The sequence below is a fragment of the Achromobacter sp. 2789STDY5608621 genome (assembly GCF_001299375.1).
In the GTDB taxonomy this organism is placed as follows: domain Bacteria; phylum Pseudomonadota; class Gammaproteobacteria; order Burkholderiales; family Burkholderiaceae_B; genus Achromobacter; species Achromobacter insuavis.
The window spans coordinates 1-16,889 of sequence record NZ_CYTU01000080.1 but is presented as its reverse complement, the minus strand read 5'-3'; the positions used below and the strand labels follow the sequence as shown (position 1 = coordinate 16,889).

The window sequence follows — 16,889 nt, the reverse complement described above, 5'->3', positions numbered from 1 at the left end:
GGTCGCCACGCTGGGCGTCGGCTACCGCTTCTGATCCCCGCCCCCCACCGGCTACTGGCGCCGCTGCGCCAGTAGCTGCCGCAACGCCTGCAATGCAGGCGTTTCGTCGTCCGCGCGCCAGATCAATCGCGTCTGCGCGCGGCCGTGCCTGCCGGACAGCGGCGTCACGCGCAGCGACTGCTCCGCGCCCAGCACCGCCAGCACCGAGCGCGGCACGATCGCCACGCCCGACCCCGCCGCCACGCAGGCCACGATCGCGTGGTAGGACGCGAACTCCATCACCTTGCCCGGCGCCACGCCTTCCTGGCCGAACCAGGATTCCAGGATGCGGCGATAGGAACACCCTGCCGCGAACGCGATGACGCTGCGATCGCCCACGTCCTCGGGACCGTGGATCTCGGGCCAGGCCAACGGCGAGATCAACGCCAGCTCTTCCTCGAACGCCGGTTGCTGCGCCAGGCCCTGCGCCTCGAAGGGCTGCGCCACGAACGCCGCCTCGATCTCGAAGTCGCGCACCTTGGCCGCCAGCGCGCCCGAAGTGCCCGTCACCAGTTCGATCCGCACTTTCGGCCAGGCCGCGTGGTACGCCGCCAGGATGGGCGGCAGGCGCGCCGCGGCCGTGCTTTCCATGGTGCCGATGCGCAACAGCCCTTGCGGCGCACCGTCGCGCACGGCCGCCTGGGCCTCGGCCGACAGGCGCAGCATGCGGTCGGCATAGGACAGCAGCACGCGCCCCTGTTCCGACAGCACCAGGCGCCGGTTCTGGCGGCGGAACAGCGGCGCCTCCAGCGTCGCTTCCAGCTGCTTGAGGCGGGTCGAGACATTCGACTGCACCCGGTTCAGGTGGGCCGCGGCGCGCGCCACGCCGCCATGGTCCGCCACCGCCTTGAAGATCTGCAGCGCGTCGAGGTCTAAGTTTCTCATTTCAAGAACTCATGTTCTTAATAATTCACTATTCAAGATATTAGTACAGCCGTAGAGTGGGGCCATGTCAATAGCCAACCACCCCGATCCCGCGCCCCCGCGCGGCGCCCTCAGCCTGGCCCTGCCGGCCGCGCTGGCGCTGGCCGCCGCCATGGGCATCGGCCGCTTCGCCTTCACCCCGGTCTGGCCGCTGATGGCCCAGGAAGCCGGGCTGTCGCTGGCGCAGGGGAGCTGGCTGGCGTCGGCCAATTACGCCGGCTACCTGCTGGGCGCGCTGGCCGCGGCGGTGCGGCCGCCGCGCCATCCGCGCGCCATGCTGGCGGTCAGCCTGCTGGCCGTGGCCTTGCTGACGCTGGCCATGCCGTGGGTCCACGGCATCCTGGCCTGGAGCCTGCTGCGGCTGGCGGCGGGCTATGGCAGCGCCAGCGCCTTCATCTGCGTGGCCGCCGCGCGTCCGGTCGCGCCCGGCGACCCGCGCGCGCCGGCGGTGTCCGCCATCACCTACGCTGGCGTCGGCGCCGGCATCGCGCTGACGGGCCTGGCCTGCCTGGCGCTGATGGCGTCCGGCGCCGGCGCCAATGCCAACTGGACCGCGTTGGGCGCACTGACGCTGGCGCTGTCGGCGCTGGCCTGGCCGGGCCTGAACCGGCCGGCGCCGGCCCGCCACCTGGCCGCCGCGCCCGCCCCGGGACGCCTGCCGCCGGGCATCGGCCAACTGGCGCTGCACTACGGCGTGTTCGGCGCCGGCTACATCATTCCCGCCACATTCCTGCCCGCCATGGCGCGCGAAATCATTCCCGACCCGGCGGTGTTCGGCTGGGCCTGGCCGCTGTTCGGCCTGGCCGCCGCGCTCTCCTGCCTGGTGGCGCCGCGCGTGGCGCAGGCCCGCGACGACAAGACCGTGTGGCGCGGCGCGCAGGCCGTGATGGCGCTAGGCATGCTGGCCGTGGCGCTCTGGCACACCATCGCCGCGGTCATCGTCGCCGCGCTGCTGGTGGGCGGCACCTTCATGGTCATCACCCAATCGGGCATGCTGGCCGCGCAGCGGCTGGCCGGCAGCGCCGCGCCGCGGGCCGCGGCCGTCATGACGTCGGCCTTTGCCGCCGGGCAGATCATCGGGCCGCTGCTGGCCTCGGGCGCGGCGCGCTGGGGCGCCAGCCTGCCGCAGGTGCTGGCCGGCGGCGCGGCGCTGCTGGCGCTGTCGGCCTGGCGCTTGGGAAATATCAGCGCCGCGGGCAGGAACGCTGGGCATAATGCGATCGGTTCCCAGGAACCATCAAATTAAGAGAGAGGAGTCACCCAGCATGAAATCGCTACGCCCCCTGGTCGCCGCCCTGGCCACCTTCGCCGTCCTTGGCGGCACCGCCCACGCCCAGGCCGCCGACTGGCCCGCCAAGCCCATCACCATGATCGTGCCCTACGCCCCGGGCGGCTTTGCCGATACCCGCGTGCGCCTGCTGGCGCGCAAGCTGGGCGAATCGCTGGGCCAGCCGATCGTGGTCGAGAACAAGGCCGGCGCGGGCGGCGTGGTCGGCACCAACCTGATCGCCAAGGCGGCGCCCGACGGCTACACCATCGGCACCGGCAACCTGGCGCCGATGGCGGTCAACCCCTCGTTGATGAAGGACATGCCGTACAACCCGCAGAAAGACCTGGCGCCGGTCATCCTGATCGAGAACAGTCCGCTGGTGCTGAGCGTGAACAACGAACTGCCGGTCAAGACCCTGGCCGACCTGATCGCCATGGCCAAGAAGCAGCCGGGCAAACTGTCGTTCGGCTCGTCCGGCGTGGGCGGCGCGCACCACCTGTCCGGCGAGATGTTCCGCGAACAGGCCAAGATCGACATCGTGCACGTGCCCTACAAGGGCGGCAGCCTGGCCGCGACCGACCTGATGGGCGGCCATATCTCGATGATGTTCGAGATGGGCTATTCGGCGCTGCCGGCCATCCAGGGCCAGAAGATCCACCCGATCGCGGTGACCTCGGCCCAGCGCCTGGCGGTGCTGCCGGACGTGCCGACCATGGCCGAATCCGGCCTGCCGGGCTTCGAATCGTATAACTGGCAGGGCATCGTCGCCCCCGCCGGCACCCCGGCGCCCATCATCGCCAAGCTCAACGCCGAGTTCAACCGCATCCTGAAGGAACCCGACGTGCAGAAGGCCATCGCCGACACCGGCAGCCAGGCCGGCGGCGGCACGCCCGAGGAATTCGGCGCGTTCATCAAGAGCGAAACGGCCAAGTGGGCGCAGGTCATCAAGGCTGGAAACATCCAGCTGCAGTAAGCCAACCAGGAGTATCCCCATGACATCCCGCCTTTCCGATCTGCTCGAGCTCGACCACCCCATCATCCAGGCGCCCATGGCGGGCGGCGCGACGACGGTGGCGCTGGTGTCGGAGGCCTCGAAGGCGGGTGTCCTGGGTTCGCTGGGCGCCGCCTACCTGACGCCCGAGCAGATCGAGACGACCGCCGCCGCGATCCGCGAGCGCACCGACCGGCCGTTCGGCATCAACCTGTTCGCGGCGGTGCCCGAACAGCCCTTCAAGGGCGACGCCAGCCGCATGCTGGCCCTGCTGGCGCGCTACCACGCCCAGCTGGGCCTGCCGGCGCCCGTCGCCCCCGGCCCGCAGGCCGATCCGCTGCCCGGCCAGATCGAGGCCGTGCTGCGCGTGAAGCCGGCGGTCCTGAGCTTCACCTTCGGCCGCCTGCCGGCGGACGCGCTGGCGCGCTGCCGCGAACTGGGCATCCTGACGGTCGGCACCGCCACCACCGTGCGCGAAGCCGTGGCCCTGGAACAGGACGGCGTCGACGCCGTCGTGGCCCAAGGGGCGGAGGCGGGCGGGCATCGCGGCACCTTCCTGGACGATTTCGAGCATTCGCTGATCGGCACCATGGCCCTGGTGCCGCAGGTGGCCGACGCGGTGTCGATCCCCGTGATCGCCTCCGGCGGCATCATGGACGGCCGCGGCATCGCCGCCGCGCTGGCCCTGGGCGCGGACGTCGCACAAATGGGGACGGCCTTTCTGACCACGGACGAAGCCGGCATCGGCGACGCCTACAAGGCGGTGCTGCCGGCCTCGCGCGCGGAACAGTCGCGGGTGACCCGGGCCTTCTCCGGGCGGCCGGCGCGCGGCATCGTGAATTCCTTCATGCGCGACGCCGACCAGATTTCGGACGATATCCTGCCGTACCCGCTGCAGAACGCGCTGACCCGGCCGATGCGCACCGCCGGCGGCCAGGCCGGCAACATCGCCGTCCTGTCGCTCTGGGCCGGCCAGGGCGCGCCGCTGGCGCGGCGGGAGAGCACGGCCGCGCTGGTGGCGCGGCTGGCGCGCGAAACCACCGCGGCGCGCGGCCGCGGACCGGCCTGACGGACGCTGGCGCCGGCGGTTCGGGGGCCCTGGGCGCCTCTATCGATTGTTCCCAATGGCGAAAACACTGTTCCATGGGCAGTCATATCGCACTGCGATGACAATTCGTCGGGCTACAATGGCCCCTCGCCGCCGGGTGCGACGGGTCTTTCCTCGTCCCCGGCATATGAGTAACAGGGCGCTTCCCGACGCAGCCCGTTTCGCTCGCGCCGGCCGGATGACCCGCCCCGCATGAGCGCGGCGGCAGGGCACCCGCCACCGAAACACCCTTTTGTTGCCCATGCCCGATCAAACCCGCAGCACCCCGGAATTCGCCCTGCGCCTGGAAGGTGTGGCGCTAGGCTACGGTGATTTCACCGTCTTGCGCGACATTTCCATGGAAGCGCGCTCGGGCCAGGTGGTCGCCATCATGGGCGGCTCGGGCTCCGGCAAGACCACGCTGCTGCGGGCCGCCACCGGCCAGCTCATCGCGCAACAGGGCACCGTGCTGGCGTTCGGCCAGGACATCGCCCGGGCCACGCCCGCCGAACTGCAGTCCCTGCGCAAGCGCATGGGCGTGCTGTTCCAGCAGGGCGCGCTGTTCACCGACCTGAACGTGTTCGAGAACGTCGCCTTCCCGCTGCGCGAACACACCACGCTGGCCGAATCCGAAATCACCGCCCGCGTGCTCGACAAGCTCGACGCCGTGGGCCTGCGCGCCGCCGCCCACTTGAAGGTGGCCGAAGTCTCCGGCGGCATGGCCCGCCGGGTGGCGCTGGCCCGCGCGGTGGTGCTGGAACCCGAACTGATCCTGTACGACGAACCCTTCGCCGGCCTCGACCCGATCTCGCTGGGCATCACCGCCCGCCTGATCCGCAGCCTGGCCGACCGCCTGGGTTGCGCCTCGGTGCTGATCACCCACGACGTGCACGAATCGTTCGCGATCGCCGACCAGGTCTACCTGGTGGGGCAGGGCCAGCTCAAGGCCGCCGGCAGTCCCGAGAGCCTGTCGGCCTCGCAGGACCCCTACGTGCAGCAATTCCTCAAGGGCGAACCCGACGGTCCGGTCGCGTTCCAGTACCCCGAAACGCCGGCCTTCCAGAAGTGGCTGTCGCAACAACAAGGGCGCAAGGCATGAGCGGATCCAACAACGCCGTGAGCGCGCTGGGCGGCTGGGTGCGCACCCGCATCGCCGGCATCGGCTACTTCACCCGTTTCTTCGGCGCCATGCTGGCGCGCAGCGGCATCGCGCTGTCGCGGCCGCGGCTGGTGTCGCAGCAAATCCATTTCATCGGCAACTTTTCGCTGCTGATCATCGCCGTGTCCGGCATGTTCGTGGGCTTCGTGCTGGGCCTGCAGGGCTACTACACGCTGAACCGCTACGGCGCCGAGGAATCGCTCGGCCTGCTGGTGGCGCTGTCGCTGGTGCGCGAACTGGGACCGGTGGTGACCGCGCTGCTGTTCGCCGGCCGCGCCGGCACCTCGCTGACCGCCGAGATCGGCCTGATGAAGGCCGGCGAGCAATTGTCGGCCATGGAAGTGATGGCGGTCGACCCGATGCGCCGCGTGCTGGTGCCGCGCCTGTGGGGCGGCATCATCGCCATGCCGATCCTGGCCGCCGTGTTCTCCATGGTGGGCATCCTGGGCGGCTGGGTGGTCGGCGTGCTGATGATCGGCGTCGACGCCGGCGCCTTCTGGTCGCAGATGCAGGGCGGCGTCGATGTCTGGAACGACGTCCTGAACGGCGTCATCAAAAGCCTGGTCTTCGGCGTCACGGTGACGCTGGTGGCGCTTTACGAAGGCTGGCAGGCCAAGCCCACCCCCGAAGGCGTCGCCCGCGCCACCACCCGCACGGTGGTGGTGGGTTCGCTGGCGGTGCTGGGGCTGGACTTCCTGCTGACCGCCTTGATGTTTGGAAACTGATTACGGATCGATCATGTCTCGCGAAAAAACCGATTTCTGGGTAGGCCTGTTCGTCTTGCTGGGCGCGGCCGCGCTGGCGTTCCTGGCGTTGCGCGCCGGCAACTTGAGCACCTTTTCTTTTGCCCCCACCTATACGCTGACGGCCAATTTCGATAACGTAGGCGGCCTCAAAGTGCGTGCGCCCGTGAAAAGCGCCGGGGTCGTGGTCGGCCGGATCTCCAAGATCTCCTTCGACGACAAGACCTTCCAGGCGGTCGTCGCGATGAACCTGGAAACCGCCTACCAGTTTCCCAAGGACTCCTCCGCGGCCATTCTCACCTCGGGCCTGCTTGGCGAGCAGTACCTGGGCCTGACGCCGGGCAGCGAAGACGACAATCTGGCCGAGGGTGGCAAAATCCGCTATACCCAAAGCGCCGTGGTGCTGGAACAGCTGATCAGCAAGTTCCTGTACGGCTCGGCCGAGAAGGAAGGCACGAACGCGGCTGGCGCCCCGGAAGCGAAAGCGCCGAATTAAAGAGGATCCGTCACGCCCGGCTACAACCCGATGCTTGACGCACGCTGCAATAAGAATACAAATCTGCTGATAGGGATGCCCTGATCATGAACAAGAAAGCTCTCTCCCGCATCGCCACCGTCGCCGCCGCCGGCGCACTGATGGCCGGTTGCGCCGCGCCGCAACATCCGGACCCGCGCGATCCCTGGGAAGGCTTCAACCGCGGCGTCTACAAGTTCAACGACACCGTCGACCGCGCGGTCTTCAAGCCGGTGGCGCAGGCCTACACCTACGTCACGCCGGAGCCGGTGCGCAGCTGTGTCCACAACATCTTCAGCAACGTCGGCGACCTCTGGTCGGGCACCAACAGCTTCCTGCAGGGCCGCGGCCACGACTTCGTCAACACGCTCGGCCGCTTCCTGTTCAACACCACCATGGGCGTGGGCGGCTGCTTCGACGTCGCCTCGGCCAACGGCGCGCGCAAGATCCCGAACGACTTCGGCACCACGCTGGGCGTCTGGGGCTTCAGCCAGGGCCCGTACCTGGTGCTGCCGTTCTTCGGTTCGGCCAGCGTGCGCGACGGCGTCGGCCTGGTCGGCGACTGGCAGGGCCGCATGCACGGCTACATGGGCGTGAGCGCCATCGACAACGTGGCGCTGCGCAATTCGCTGTGGGGCCTGGAAGTGGTCGACACGCGCGCCAGCCTGCTCAACGCCACCGACACCATCGACCGCGTGGCGCTGGATCCGTACAGCTTCGTGCGCGACGCCTACCTGCAGCGCCGCGCCGCGATGGTCAACGGCCAGCGCGTGGACGACGAATCCCTGCCCAACTACGAAGACGACGAAGACGCTCCCGCCAACAAGGACAAGGGCGACGCGGCAGCGAAGCCCGCAAACAAGTAAGCTGTCGGATCGCGTTATCCGTATTGCAAGGAGTCTCCATGTCGTTTTCTTTTTTCCCCCTGCTCCAGCGCCTGGCGTTCGCCGGCCTGCTGGGACTGGCGGCATCCGCCGCCGTGCAGGCGAAACCCGACGCGCAGGGCGCGCCTGACCAGTTCGTGCTGGGCGCCGCCAATGAAGCCCTGGACGTCCTGAAGGCCGATGGCGCCGTCAAGGCCGGCAACACCGCCCGCATCAATCAGGTCGTGAACGAACACATCCTGCCCTACGTCAACTTCCAGAAGACGACGCGGCTGGCCGCCGGCCGCTACTGGCGCCAGGCCACCGAACAGCAGCGGACCGCCCTGGCCGACGCCTTCCGCGGCACGCTGGTGCGCACCTACAGCGGCGCGCTGACGCGCGTCACGTCCGGCACCACGGTCACGGCCCTGCCGTTCCGCGGCGACCCCAAGTCCGACGACGTGGTCGTGCGCACGCTCATCAGCCAGCCCAACGGCCAGCCGGTCGGCGTCGACTACCGCCTGGAAAAGACGCCCCAGGGCTGGAAGATCTACGACATGAACGTCGAAGGCATCTGGCTGATCGAGAACTACCGCAACCAGTTCGCCCAGCAGATCAACCAGAACGGCATCGACGGCCTGATCCAGGCGCTGAACCAGCGCAACCAGTAACGATCCCGTCCGGCTTGTCCCGGCCCGGCGCGCCCCTGCGGTCCGCCGGGCCTGTCATTTTTGGGGACGGATAAGCGCGCTGCGCCCCCACGGTCGCCGGGGCTATCGGCGCCTCGCGTAGCGGGGCGCTTATATAATGATCAATTCGCTCTTTGCCGGGCACCCTCGCCGCCGTCATGTCTGCCGTCAGTCTTGAGAACGTCTCCAAAATCTACTCGCCGCGCCGCAGCGGCTGGGGCAAGCTCACCGGGCGCGCGCCCGGCGCCGGCTTCCAGGCGCTCGACAACGTCAGCCTGAACATCGAGCACGGCGAGTTCTTCGGCCTGCTCGGGCCCAACGGCGCCGGCAAGACCACCCTCATTTCCATCCTGGCCGGGCTGGCGCACGCCACCGCCGGCCGCGCCACCGTCTGTGGCTACGACGTCGTGGCCGACTACAAGTCGGCACGGCGGGCCCTGGGCGTCGTGCCGCAGGAACTGGTCTACGACCCGTTCTTCACCGTGCGCGAGACGCTGCGCATCCAGTCCGGTTATTTCGGCCTGCGCAAGAACGACGACTGGATCGACGAGATCCTCTTCAACCTGGGCCTGGCCGACAAGGCCAACTCGAACATGCGCGCGCTGTCCGGCGGCATGAAGCGCCGCGTGCTGGTGGCGCAGGCGCTGGTGCACCGCCCGCCGGTCATCGTGCTGGACGAACCCACCGCGGGCGTCGACGTGGACCTGCGCCGCACCCTGTGGGAATTCATCTCGCGCCTGAACAAGGCCGGCCACACCATCATGCTGACCACCCACTACCTGGAAGAAGCGGAAGCCCTGTGCGGCCGCATCGCCATGCTCAAGGGCGGCCGCATCGTGGCGCTGGACACCACCCAGGCGCTGCTGGCCCGCGTCGGCGGCGTCGACCTCGAGGACGCCTTCGTGCGCATCATGCACCAGGACGACGCCCCGCAACCCGAAGAGATTCCGCAATGACGCAGCCCGCCGCCAATGCCAGCCAGCCGCTGGTGCAGCCCCGCCTGGACGCGGGCTCGGGCTTTCCGACCCTGCTGCGCAAGGAATTGCTGCGCTTCTGGAAGGTCAGCTTCCAGACCATCGCCGCGCCCGTCATCACCGCGCTGCTGTACCTGCTGGTGTTCGCCCACGTGCTGGAAGGGCGCGTCATGGTCTACGGCAGCGTGCCGTACACCGCGTTCCTGATCCCCGGGCTCATGATGATGAGCATGCTGCAGAACGCCTTCGCCAACCCTTCGTCGTCGCTGATCCAGAGCCGCATCACCGGCAACCTGGTGTTCATGCTGCTGCCGCCGCTGTCGCACCGCGACATCTTCGCCGCCTACGTGCTGGCGGCCGTGGTGCGCGGTCTGGCCGTGGGCCTGTGCGTGTGGGTGGTGGCGCTGTTCTTCGTCTCGCTGGTGCCGTCCAACCCGCTGTGGCTGCTGGTGTTCGCGGTGCTGGCCTGCGGCATCATGGGCGTGCTGGGCCTGATCGCCGGCCTCTGGTCCGAGAAATTCGACCAGCTGGCGGCGTTCCAGAACTTCCTCATCATGCCGGCCACCTTCCTGTCCGGCGTGTTCTATTCCATCCATACGCTCCCGGCCTTCTGGCAGGGCGTGTCCCACTGGAACCCCATCTTCTACACCATCGACGGCTTCCGCTACGGATTCTTCTCGGTGTCGGACGTCTCCCCCTGGCGCAGCCTGGCGGTGGTGACGGGGGTGTTCCTCGCGCTTTCGATCTATGCGCTGCGGCTCCTGGCCAGCGGCTACAAACTCAGGAACTGACGTCCATGCTTCCCACTCCCGCGCAAGTCCGCCAATACATCGCGGACGGCCTGCCCTGTGAACACCTCGACGTACAGGGCGATGGCTCGCATTTCGACGCGGTCATCGTCAGCACCGCCTTCGAAGGCAAGCGCCTGATCCAGCGCCATCAACTGGTCTACGCGGCGCTGGGCGACCGCATGAAGGCCGAGATCCACGCCTTGTCGATGCGCACCCTGACCCCGGCCGAATACACCCAGGCGGGCAAGTGACCATGGACAAACTCCGCATTACCGGCGGCGCGCGGCTGCATGGCGAAATCACCATCTCCGGCGCCAAGAACTCGGCGCTGCCGATCCTGTGCGCCGGCCTGCTGACGGCCGACGCGCTGACCATCTCGAACGTCCCGCACCTGAACGACACCGCCACCATGCTGCGCCTGCTGGGCCGCATGGGCGTGCGCGCCGAGCGCGGCAGCGACGGCATCGTGACGCTGCAGGCCGACCGCGTCGACAGCCTCGAAGCGCCGTACGACCTGGTCAAGACCATGCGCGCCTCGATCCTGGTGCTGGGTCCGCTGGTGGCGCGCTTCGGCGAGGCCCGCGTCAGCCTGCCCGGCGGCTGCACCATCGGCCAGCGGCCGGTGGACCAGCACATCAAGGGCCTGGCGGCCCTGGGCGCCGACATCAGCATCGAGCACGGCTTCGTGGTGGCGCGCGCCAAGCGCCTGAAGGGCGCCTCGATCCGTACCGACATGGTCACCGTCACCGGCACCGAGAACCTGCTGATGGCGGCGGTGCTGGCCGAAGGCCAGACCGTGCTGGAAAACGCCGCCCGCGAACCCGAGGTGGTGGACCTGGCCGAGCTGCTCATCAAGATGGGCGCCCGCATCCAGGGCCACGGCACCGACCGCATCGTGATCGACGGCGTCGAGCGCCTGCACGGCGCCGAGCACCGCGTGATCTCCGACCGCATCGAGGCCGGCACCTTCCTGTGCGCCGTGGGCGCGGCGGGCGGCGACATCGTGCTGCGCAACACCGACGCCGGCATCCTCGGCGCCACGCTCGACAAGCTGACCGAAGCCGGCCTGACCATTGAGACCGGCCCCGACTGGATCCGCGGCGCCATGTCGACGCGCCCCAAGGCCGTCGGCTTTCGCACCCATGAGTACCCCGGCTTCGCCACCGACATGCAGGCCCAGGTGATGACGCTGAACACGGTGGCCGAAGGCACCTCGGTGATCGTCGAGAACATCTTCGAGAACCGCTACATGCACGTGCAGGAACTGCGCCGCATGGGCGCGGACATCGACATCGACGGCCACACCGCCATCGTCCGCGGCATCGCCCGCCTGTCGGGCGCGACGGTCATGGCCACCGACCTGCGGGCCTCGGCCAGCCTGGTCATCGCCGGCCTGGCCGCCGACGGCGACACGCTGGTCGACCGCATCTACCACCTGGATCGCGGCTACGATCGGATGGAAGTCAAGCTGCGCGCCCTGGGCGCCAATATTCAACGCGTTACCGGCAAGGAATCGGCATGAGCAATGCCCCGCTCGCCCCCCTGACCCTGGCTCTGTCCAAGGGGCGCATCTTCGAAGAAACCATGCCTCTGCTGGCGGAAGCCGGCATCGAGGTGCCCGAGAACCCCGAAAGCTCGCGCAAGCTGATCCTGCCGACCAGCGATCCCGGCCTGCGCCTGATCATCGTGCGCGCCTCGGATGTGCCGACCTACGTGCAGTACGGCGCGGCCGACCTCGGCATCGCCGGCAAGGACGTGCTGATCGAGCACGCCGCGCAGCAGCCCGGCGGCCTGTACCAGCCGATCGACCTGAACATCGCCAAGTGCCGCCTGGCCGTGGCCGTGCGCAACGGCTTCGACTACGAAGCCGCGGTGCACCAGGGCGCGCGCCTGCGCGTGGCCACCAAGTACGTGCAGTCAGCCCGTGAACACTTCGCCTCCAAGGGTGTGTACGTCGACATCATCAAGCTGTATGGTTCGATGGAACTGGCGCCGCTGGTGGGCCTGGCCGACTGCATCGTGGACCTGGTGTCCACCGGCGGCACGCTGCGCGCCAACGACCTGGTCGCGGTCGAGGACATCATGCCGATCTCCTCGCGCCTGATCGTCAACCAGGCCGCGCTGAAGACCCGCGGCGAACGCCTGCAACCGCTGCTGGACGCTTTCGAGCGCGCCGCCTCCCGCAACGCCTGACCCAGGCCGCCGCCCCGCGCGGCGTCCGCCACCCGCCTGAACGCCATGGCCCTGATCAATCGTCTCGACTCCCGCGATCCCGGATTCGCATCCGCCCTGTCCAAGCTGCTGGCCTTCGAGGCCACCGAGGACGAGTCCATCGACCGCGCCGCCGCCAGCATCCTGGCCGACGTGCGCGCCCGCGGCGACGCCGCGCTGGTGGAATACACCCAGCGCTTCGACCGCATGCCGCATGCGTCCGCGGACACGCTCGAAATCCCCAAGGCCGACTGGCATGCGGCCCTGGCCGCGCTGCCAGCCGCCCAGCGCGACGCGCTGCAGGCCGCCGCCGAGCGCGTGCGCCGCTACCACGAGCGCCAGCGCGCCGAGACCTGGACCTACACCGAGGCCGACGGCACGCTGCTGGGCCAGCAGGTCACGCCGCTGGACCGCGTCGGCCTGTACGTGCCGGGCGGCAAGGCCGCGTATCCGTCGTCGGTGCTGATGAACGCCATCCCGGCCAAGGTCGCCGGCGTGCAGGAACTGGTCATGGTCACGCCCACGCCGGACGGCGCGCGCAACCCGATCGTGCTGGCCGCGGCCGCCATCAGCGGCGTCGACCGCGTGTTCGCCATCGGCGGCGCGCAGGCCGTCGGCGCGCTGGCCTACGGCACCGCCACCGTGCCGGCCGTGGACAAGATCGTCGGCCCGGGCAACGCCTATGTGGCCGCCGCCAAGCGCCGCGTATTCGGCGTGGTCGGCATCGACATGATCGCCGGCCCCAGCGAGATCCTGGTGATCTGCGACGGCAAGACGCCGGCCGACTGGATCGCCATGGACCTGTTCTCGCAGGCCGAGCACGACGAACTGGCCCAGTCCATCCTGCTGTGCCCGGACGCCGCCTTCATCGCCGAAGTCGAGGCCGCCATCGCCCGCCTGCTGCCGACCATGCCGCGCGCCGACATCCTGCGCACCAGCCTGGCCAACCGCGGCGCGCTGATCCAGGTGCGCGACCTGGACGAAGCCTGCCGCATCGCCAACGACATCGCCCCGGAACACCTGGAGATCTCCACCGAGCAACCGGAAATCTGGACCGCCAGGATCCGCCACGCCGGCGCCATCTTCATGGGCCGCTTCAGCTCGGAAGCCCTGGGCGACTACTGTGCCGGCCCCAACCACGTGCTGCCGACCTCGCGCACGGCCCGTTTCTCGTCGCCGCTGGGCGTCTATGACTTCCAGAAGCGCTCCAGCCTGATCCAGGTCTCGCACCAGGGCGCCCAGACGCTCGGCCGCATCGCCGCCGAACTGGCGCTGGGCGAAGGCCTGCAGGCCCACGCCGCCAGCGCCCAGTACCGGATCGACCAGCCATGAGCGAGGTCGCCGGCCGCATCGCCGGCACCATCCGGCCCGACATCCGTGAACTGAGCGCGTATCCGGTGGCGCACGCCGAAGGCTGCATCAAGCTGGACGCGATGGAGTCGCCCTACGAACTGCCCGAGGCGGTGCGCGACGACCTGGCCCGCGTGCTGCGCGATACGCCGCTGAACCGCTACCCGGCCGCCGACCTGTCCGAACTGCGCCAGGCCGTGAAAGCGGCCTTCGGCGTGCCCGCGGCCGCCGGCGTGCTGTTCGGCAACGGCTCGGACGAGCTGATCCACATCGTGGTGCAGGCCTGCTGCAACCCGGGCGAGGTGGTGCTGGCGCCGTGGCCGTCGTTCGTCTATTTCGACATGGCGGCGCGCTTCGACCACGCCCGCTTCGTCGGCGTGCCGCTCGCCGACGATCTGTCCCTGGATCTTCCGGCGATGCTGGCCGCGATCCGCGAGCACCAGCCCAAGGTGGTGTTCCTGGCCGTGCCCAACAACCCCACCGGCGGCGCCTGGTCGGACGCCGACATGGCCGCCATCATCGCCGCCGCCCCCGGCCTGGTGGTGGTGGACGAGGCCTACCAGCCCTTCACCGACCGCAGCTGGATGCCGCGCCTGCTGGACGCGCCCAACGTGGTGGTGATGCGCACGGTGTCCAAGATCGGCCTGGCGGGCCTGCGCTTCGGCTACCTGGCCGGCCATCCCGACTGGGTCGCCGAGCTGGACAAGGTGCGCCCGCCCTACAACCTGGACGTGCTGACCCAGGCCGCGCTGCTGACGGTGCTGCGCCACAAGCCGGTGCTGGACGCGCAGGCCGCCCGCCTGCGCGCCGACCGCGAGCCGCTGGCCGCGGCCCTGGCGGCGCTGCCCGGCGTCAGGGTATTCCCTTCCGCCGCCAACTTCGTACTCGCCCGCTTTTCCGGCAAGCTGGACGGCAACGCCGTGCATCTTGCCTTGAAACAGCGCAAAATATTGGTTCGTAACTTCTCCAACGCCCATCCGCTCCTGGCCGGCTGCCTCCGCATCTCGGTAGGTTCCCCGGACGAGAACGCCGCTTTGCTATCGGCACTGCAAGACATCCTGAGTGCCTAATCGAGTCCTGACATGCGTACCGCAGAGATCACCCGCAACACCAACGAAACCCGCATCCGCGTGGCCATCAACCTGGATGGCACCGGCAAGCAGACGATCGACACGGGCGTGCCCTTCCTGGACCACATGCTGGACCAGATCGCGCGCCACGGCCTGATCGACCTCGACATCAAGGCCGAGGGCGACCTGCACATCGATGCGCATCACACGGTGGAAGACGTGGGCATCACGCTGGGCATGGCCATCGCCAAGGCGGTCGGCACCAAGGCCGGCCTGCGCCGCTACGGCCACGCCTACGTGCCGCTGGACGAAGCGCTGTCGCGCGTGGTGGTCGATTTCTCGGGCCGTCCCGGCCTGGAATACCACATCCCCTTCACGCGTTCGCACATCGGCGCCTTCGACGTCGACCTGACGCGCGAATTCTTCCAGGGCCTGGTCAACCACGCGCTGATCACCCTGCACATCGACAACCTGCGCGGCACCAACGCCCACCACCAATGCGAGACGGTCTTCAAGGCCTGTGGCCGCGCGCTGCGCATGGCCATCGAAGTCGACCCGCGCATGGGCGACGTCGTCCCCTCGACCAAGGGCGTGCTGTAACGTCCGCGACCTCCCGCCACGCATCAGGTAAATCGAAGTGACCACTATCGCCATCGTCGACTACGGAATGGGCAATTTCCACTCCGTCGCGCGCGCGCTCAAGTACGCCGCCCCCGACGCGGACATCCGCATCTGCAACCAGCCCCATGAAATCGACGCGGCCGACCGCGTGGTATTTCCCGGGCAGGGCGCCATGGCGGACTGCATGCGCACCCTGAATGAATCCGGCCTGCGCGAAGCGGTCGTCAAGGCTGCCCGCAGCAAGCCGCTGCTGGGCGTCTGCGTGGGCGAACAGATGCTGTTCGACGCCAGCGAAGAGGGCGCCACCCCGTGCCTGGGCCTGTTCCCCGGCGTGGTGCGGCGCTTTGCCGGTCCGCGCTTCGCCGACCTGGCCGCCGGCGACGACCAGGCCTGCCTGGCCGACACCGGCGCCGCCGGCCCGGTCGACGCCCGTCCCGAACTGCTGAAAGTCCCGCACATGGGATGGAACAAAGTCCGCCAGACGCGCTCTCACCCTATCTGGGACGGCATTCCGGACGACACGCATTTCTATTTCGTCCATAGTTATTACGCCGACCCGGCCGATACGAGCCTGACCGTTGGTGAAACCGATTATGGCGTCGCCTTTACCTGCGCGGTGGCGGCAGCTAACATTTTCGCGGTGCAGTTCCACCCCGAGAAGAGCGCCGAGCACGGTTTGCGCCTGTATCGCAATTTTGTAGACTGGCAGCCGTAAGCCACTAGCACTCCGCTGCGGCACACGCGCTGCAGCCCGTTCAACCCCATATTTTCCCGCTGCCCACCATGCTGCTGATCCCCGCCATCGATCTCAAAGACGGACGCTGCGTGCGTCTGCGCCAGGGCGACCTGGACGATGTAACGGTGTTCTCCGAAGACCCCGCCTCCATGGCCTCCAAATGGCTCGAACAGGGCGCGCGCCGCCTGCACCTGGTCGACCTGAACGGCGCCGTCGTCGGCAAGCCCAAGAATGAAGCGCCCATCAAGGCCATCCTGGACGCCGTCGGCGACGACATCCCCGTCCAGATCGGCGGCGGCATCCGCGACCTCGACACCATCGAGCGCTACCTCGACGCCGGCATTTCCTACGTCATCATCGGCACCGCCGCGGTCAAGAACCCGGGCTTCCTGCAGGACGCCTGCGGCGCCTTCCCCGGCCAGATCATCGTCGGCCTGGACGCCCGCGACGGCAAGATCGCCACCGACGGCTGGAGCAAGCTGACCCGCCACGACGTGCTCGACCTGGCCAAGAAGTTCGAGGACTACGGCTGCGAAGCCATCATCTACACCGACATCGGCCGTGACGGCATGCTGTCGGGCGTGAACGTCGAGGCCACCGTGCGCCTGGCGCAGCACGTGCGCATCCCCGTGTACGCCTCGGGCGGCATCGCCGGCATCCAGGACATCGAAGCGCTGTGCGCCGTCGAGGAAGAGGGCGTCGAAGGCGCCATCCTGGGCCGCAGCATCTACGAAGGCACGCTCAACTTCCAGGCGGCGCAGGCCCGCGCCGACGAATTGGCCAAATGACCACCTCCAGCAGGACCTCCGGGGCGGGCGCGCCCGCCCCGAGCGCGCTGACCCGCCGCATCATTCCCC

Annotated in this window: 19 protein-coding genes; 18 read left to right on the top strand and 1 reads right to left on the bottom strand. The window is 68.9% G+C overall.

Annotated elements, in window-relative coordinates; all coding sequences use genetic code 11:
* Nucleotides 1-51 precede the first annotated feature (51 nt).
* The gene (locus AOZ53_RS32200) at nt 52-924 is read right to left on the bottom strand and encodes a LysR family transcriptional regulator (RefSeq protein ID WP_054433754.1); all 873 of its coding nucleotides are present in this window, start codon (nt 922-924) and stop codon (nt 52-54) included.
* Nucleotides 925-988: 64 nt separating this feature from the next.
* Here AOZ53_RS32200 and AOZ53_RS32195 point away from each other — a divergent pair, with 64 nt between their 5' ends.
* The 18 genes from AOZ53_RS32195 to hisA all read left to right on the top strand — a co-directional run bounded on the left by AOZ53_RS32195 (nt 989) and on the right by hisA (nt 16,820).
* On the top strand, nt 989-2,209 hold the full coding sequence (locus AOZ53_RS32195; protein WP_054433752.1) for a YbfB/YjiJ family MFS transporter: 1,221 nt from the start codon (nt 989-991) through the stop codon (nt 2,207-2,209).
* Nucleotides 2,210-2,228: 19 nt separating this feature from the next.
* Nucleotides 2,229-3,206, top strand: coding sequence for a Bug family tripartite tricarboxylate transporter substrate binding protein (locus tag AOZ53_RS32190; protein WP_054490947.1), 978 nt, complete (start codon nt 2,229-2,231; stop codon nt 3,204-3,206).
* 19 nt (nt 3,207-3,225) lie between these two features.
* Nucleotides 3,226-4,293, top strand: a complete 1,068-nt coding sequence (locus AOZ53_RS32185; protein WP_054490945.1) for an NAD(P)H-dependent flavin oxidoreductase — start codon at nt 3,226-3,228, stop codon at nt 4,291-4,293.
* 280 nt (nt 4,294-4,573) lie between these two features.
* Nucleotides 4,574-5,410 carry an ABC transporter ATP-binding protein gene (locus tag AOZ53_RS32180; protein WP_054475210.1) on the top strand — a complete coding sequence of 279 codons (837 nt, stop codon included), beginning with the start codon at nt 4,574-4,576 and terminating at the stop codon, nt 5,408-5,410.
* Nucleotides 5,407-6,195: a lipid asymmetry maintenance ABC transporter permease subunit MlaE gene (mlaE, locus tag AOZ53_RS32175; protein ID WP_006392341.1), complete on the top strand. Its 789-nt coding sequence runs from the start codon at nt 5,407-5,409 to the stop codon at nt 6,193-6,195. Before AOZ53_RS32180 ends, mlaE begins: the two co-directional genes overlap by 4 nt.
* Before the next feature lie 13 nt (nt 6,196-6,208).
* Nucleotides 6,209-6,709, top strand: coding sequence for an outer membrane lipid asymmetry maintenance protein MlaD (gene mlaD / locus AOZ53_RS32170; protein WP_054433745.1), 501 nt, complete (start codon nt 6,209-6,211; stop codon nt 6,707-6,709).
* Between the two features lie 86 nt (nt 6,710-6,795).
* Nucleotides 6,796-7,593, top strand: a complete 798-nt coding sequence (locus AOZ53_RS32165) for an MlaA family lipoprotein (RefSeq protein WP_054490943.1) — start codon at nt 6,796-6,798, stop codon at nt 7,591-7,593.
* A gap of 38 nt (nt 7,594-7,631) precedes the next feature.
* Nucleotides 7,632-8,261 carry an MlaC/ttg2D family ABC transporter substrate-binding protein gene (locus AOZ53_RS32160; protein ID WP_054433741.1) on the top strand — a complete coding sequence of 210 codons (630 nt, stop codon included), beginning with the start codon at nt 7,632-7,634 and terminating at the stop codon, nt 8,259-8,261.
* Nucleotides 8,262-8,437: 176 nt separating this feature from the next.
* The gene (locus tag AOZ53_RS32155) at nt 8,438-9,235 is read left to right on the top strand and encodes an ABC transporter ATP-binding protein (RefSeq protein WP_054433823.1); all 798 of its coding nucleotides are present in this window, start codon (nt 8,438-8,440) and stop codon (nt 9,233-9,235) included.
* Entirely contained in the window at nt 9,232-10,044 is an 813-nt protein-coding gene (locus AOZ53_RS32150; RefSeq protein ID WP_006388063.1) for an ABC transporter permease, read from the top strand. Before AOZ53_RS32155 ends, AOZ53_RS32150 begins: the two co-directional genes overlap by 4 nt.
* 5 nt (nt 10,045-10,049) lie before the next feature.
* On the top strand, nt 10,050-10,295 hold the full coding sequence (locus AOZ53_RS32145; protein ID WP_006392335.1) for a BolA family protein: 246 nt from the start codon (nt 10,050-10,052) through the stop codon (nt 10,293-10,295).
* A gap of 2 nt (nt 10,296-10,297) precedes the next feature.
* Nucleotides 10,298-11,566, top strand: a complete 1,269-nt coding sequence (gene murA / locus AOZ53_RS32140) for a UDP-N-acetylglucosamine 1-carboxyvinyltransferase (protein WP_054433739.1) — start codon at nt 10,298-10,300, stop codon at nt 11,564-11,566.
* Entirely contained in the window at nt 11,563-12,237 is a 675-nt protein-coding gene (gene hisG / locus AOZ53_RS32135; RefSeq protein ID WP_020925616.1) for an ATP phosphoribosyltransferase, read from the top strand. Before murA ends, hisG begins: the two co-directional genes overlap by 4 nt.
* Nucleotides 12,238-12,282: 45 nt before the next feature.
* The gene (gene hisD, locus AOZ53_RS32130; RefSeq protein ID WP_054490941.1) at nt 12,283-13,587 is read left to right on the top strand and encodes a histidinol dehydrogenase; all 1,305 of its coding nucleotides are present in this window, start codon (nt 12,283-12,285) and stop codon (nt 13,585-13,587) included.
* Nucleotides 13,584-14,675: a histidinol-phosphate transaminase gene (gene hisC, locus AOZ53_RS32125; protein ID WP_054433736.1), complete on the top strand. Its 1,092-nt coding sequence runs from the start codon at nt 13,584-13,586 to the stop codon at nt 14,673-14,675. The genes hisD and hisC overlap by 4 nt, the downstream gene beginning before the upstream one ends.
* 12 nt (nt 14,676-14,687) lie before the next feature.
* Entirely contained in the window at nt 14,688-15,275 is a 588-nt protein-coding gene (gene hisB, locus AOZ53_RS32120; protein WP_006388056.1) for an imidazoleglycerol-phosphate dehydratase HisB, read from the top strand.
* Nucleotides 15,276-15,312: 37 nt separating this feature from the next.
* The gene (gene hisH, locus AOZ53_RS32115) at nt 15,313-16,011 is read left to right on the top strand and encodes an imidazole glycerol phosphate synthase subunit HisH (protein ID WP_054433734.1); all 699 of its coding nucleotides are present in this window, start codon (nt 15,313-15,315) and stop codon (nt 16,009-16,011) included.
* Between the two features lie 68 nt (nt 16,012-16,079).
* Complete coding sequence (gene hisA, locus AOZ53_RS32110) at nt 16,080-16,820, top strand: 1-(5-phosphoribosyl)-5-[(5-phosphoribosylamino)methylideneamino]imidazole-4-carboxamide isomerase (RefSeq protein ID WP_054433732.1); 741 nt, start codon at nt 16,080-16,082, stop codon at nt 16,818-16,820.
* Nucleotides 16,821-16,889 lie beyond the last annotated feature (69 nt).

Coding starts and splice junctions, on each gene's coding strand:
- AOZ53_RS32145 (WP_006392335.1), top strand. CDS start 10,050: ATGCTTCCCACTCCCGCGCAAGTCCGCCAATACATCGCGGACGGCCTG.
- AOZ53_RS32155 (WP_054433823.1), top strand. CDS start 8,438: ATGTCTGCCGTCAGTCTTGAGAACGTCTCCAAAATCTACTCGCCGCGC.
- AOZ53_RS32190 (WP_054490947.1), top strand. CDS start 2,229: ATGAAATCGCTACGCCCCCTGGTCGCCGCCCTGGCCACCTTCGCCGTC.
- murA (WP_054433739.1), top strand. CDS start 10,298: ATGGACAAACTCCGCATTACCGGCGGCGCGCGGCTGCATGGCGAAATC.
- AOZ53_RS32195 (WP_054433752.1), top strand. CDS start 989: ATGTCAATAGCCAACCACCCCGATCCCGCGCCCCCGCGCGGCGCCCTC.
- AOZ53_RS32185 (WP_054490945.1), top strand. CDS start 3,226: ATGACATCCCGCCTTTCCGATCTGCTCGAGCTCGACCACCCCATCATC.
- AOZ53_RS32160 (WP_054433741.1), top strand. CDS start 7,632: ATGTCGTTTTCTTTTTTCCCCCTGCTCCAGCGCCTGGCGTTCGCCGGC.
- AOZ53_RS32180 (WP_054475210.1), top strand. CDS start 4,574: ATGCCCGATCAAACCCGCAGCACCCCGGAATTCGCCCTGCGCCTGGAA.
- hisG (WP_020925616.1), top strand. CDS start 11,563: ATGAGCAATGCCCCGCTCGCCCCCCTGACCCTGGCTCTGTCCAAGGGG.
- hisD (WP_054490941.1), top strand. CDS start 12,283: ATGGCCCTGATCAATCGTCTCGACTCCCGCGATCCCGGATTCGCATCC.
- AOZ53_RS32150 (WP_006388063.1), top strand. CDS start 9,232: ATGACGCAGCCCGCCGCCAATGCCAGCCAGCCGCTGGTGCAGCCCCGC.
- hisB (WP_006388056.1), top strand. CDS start 14,688: ATGCGTACCGCAGAGATCACCCGCAACACCAACGAAACCCGCATCCGC.
- AOZ53_RS32200 (WP_054433754.1), bottom strand. CDS start 924: ATGAGAAACTTAGACCTCGACGCGCTGCAGATCTTCAAGGCGGTGGCG.
- hisC (WP_054433736.1), top strand. CDS start 13,584: ATGAGCGAGGTCGCCGGCCGCATCGCCGGCACCATCCGGCCCGACATC.
- hisA (WP_054433732.1), top strand. CDS start 16,080: ATGCTGCTGATCCCCGCCATCGATCTCAAAGACGGACGCTGCGTGCGT.
- mlaE (WP_006392341.1), top strand. CDS start 5,407: ATGAGCGGATCCAACAACGCCGTGAGCGCGCTGGGCGGCTGGGTGCGC.
- mlaD (WP_054433745.1), top strand. CDS start 6,209: ATGTCTCGCGAAAAAACCGATTTCTGGGTAGGCCTGTTCGTCTTGCTG.
- AOZ53_RS32165 (WP_054490943.1), top strand. CDS start 6,796: ATGAACAAGAAAGCTCTCTCCCGCATCGCCACCGTCGCCGCCGCCGGC.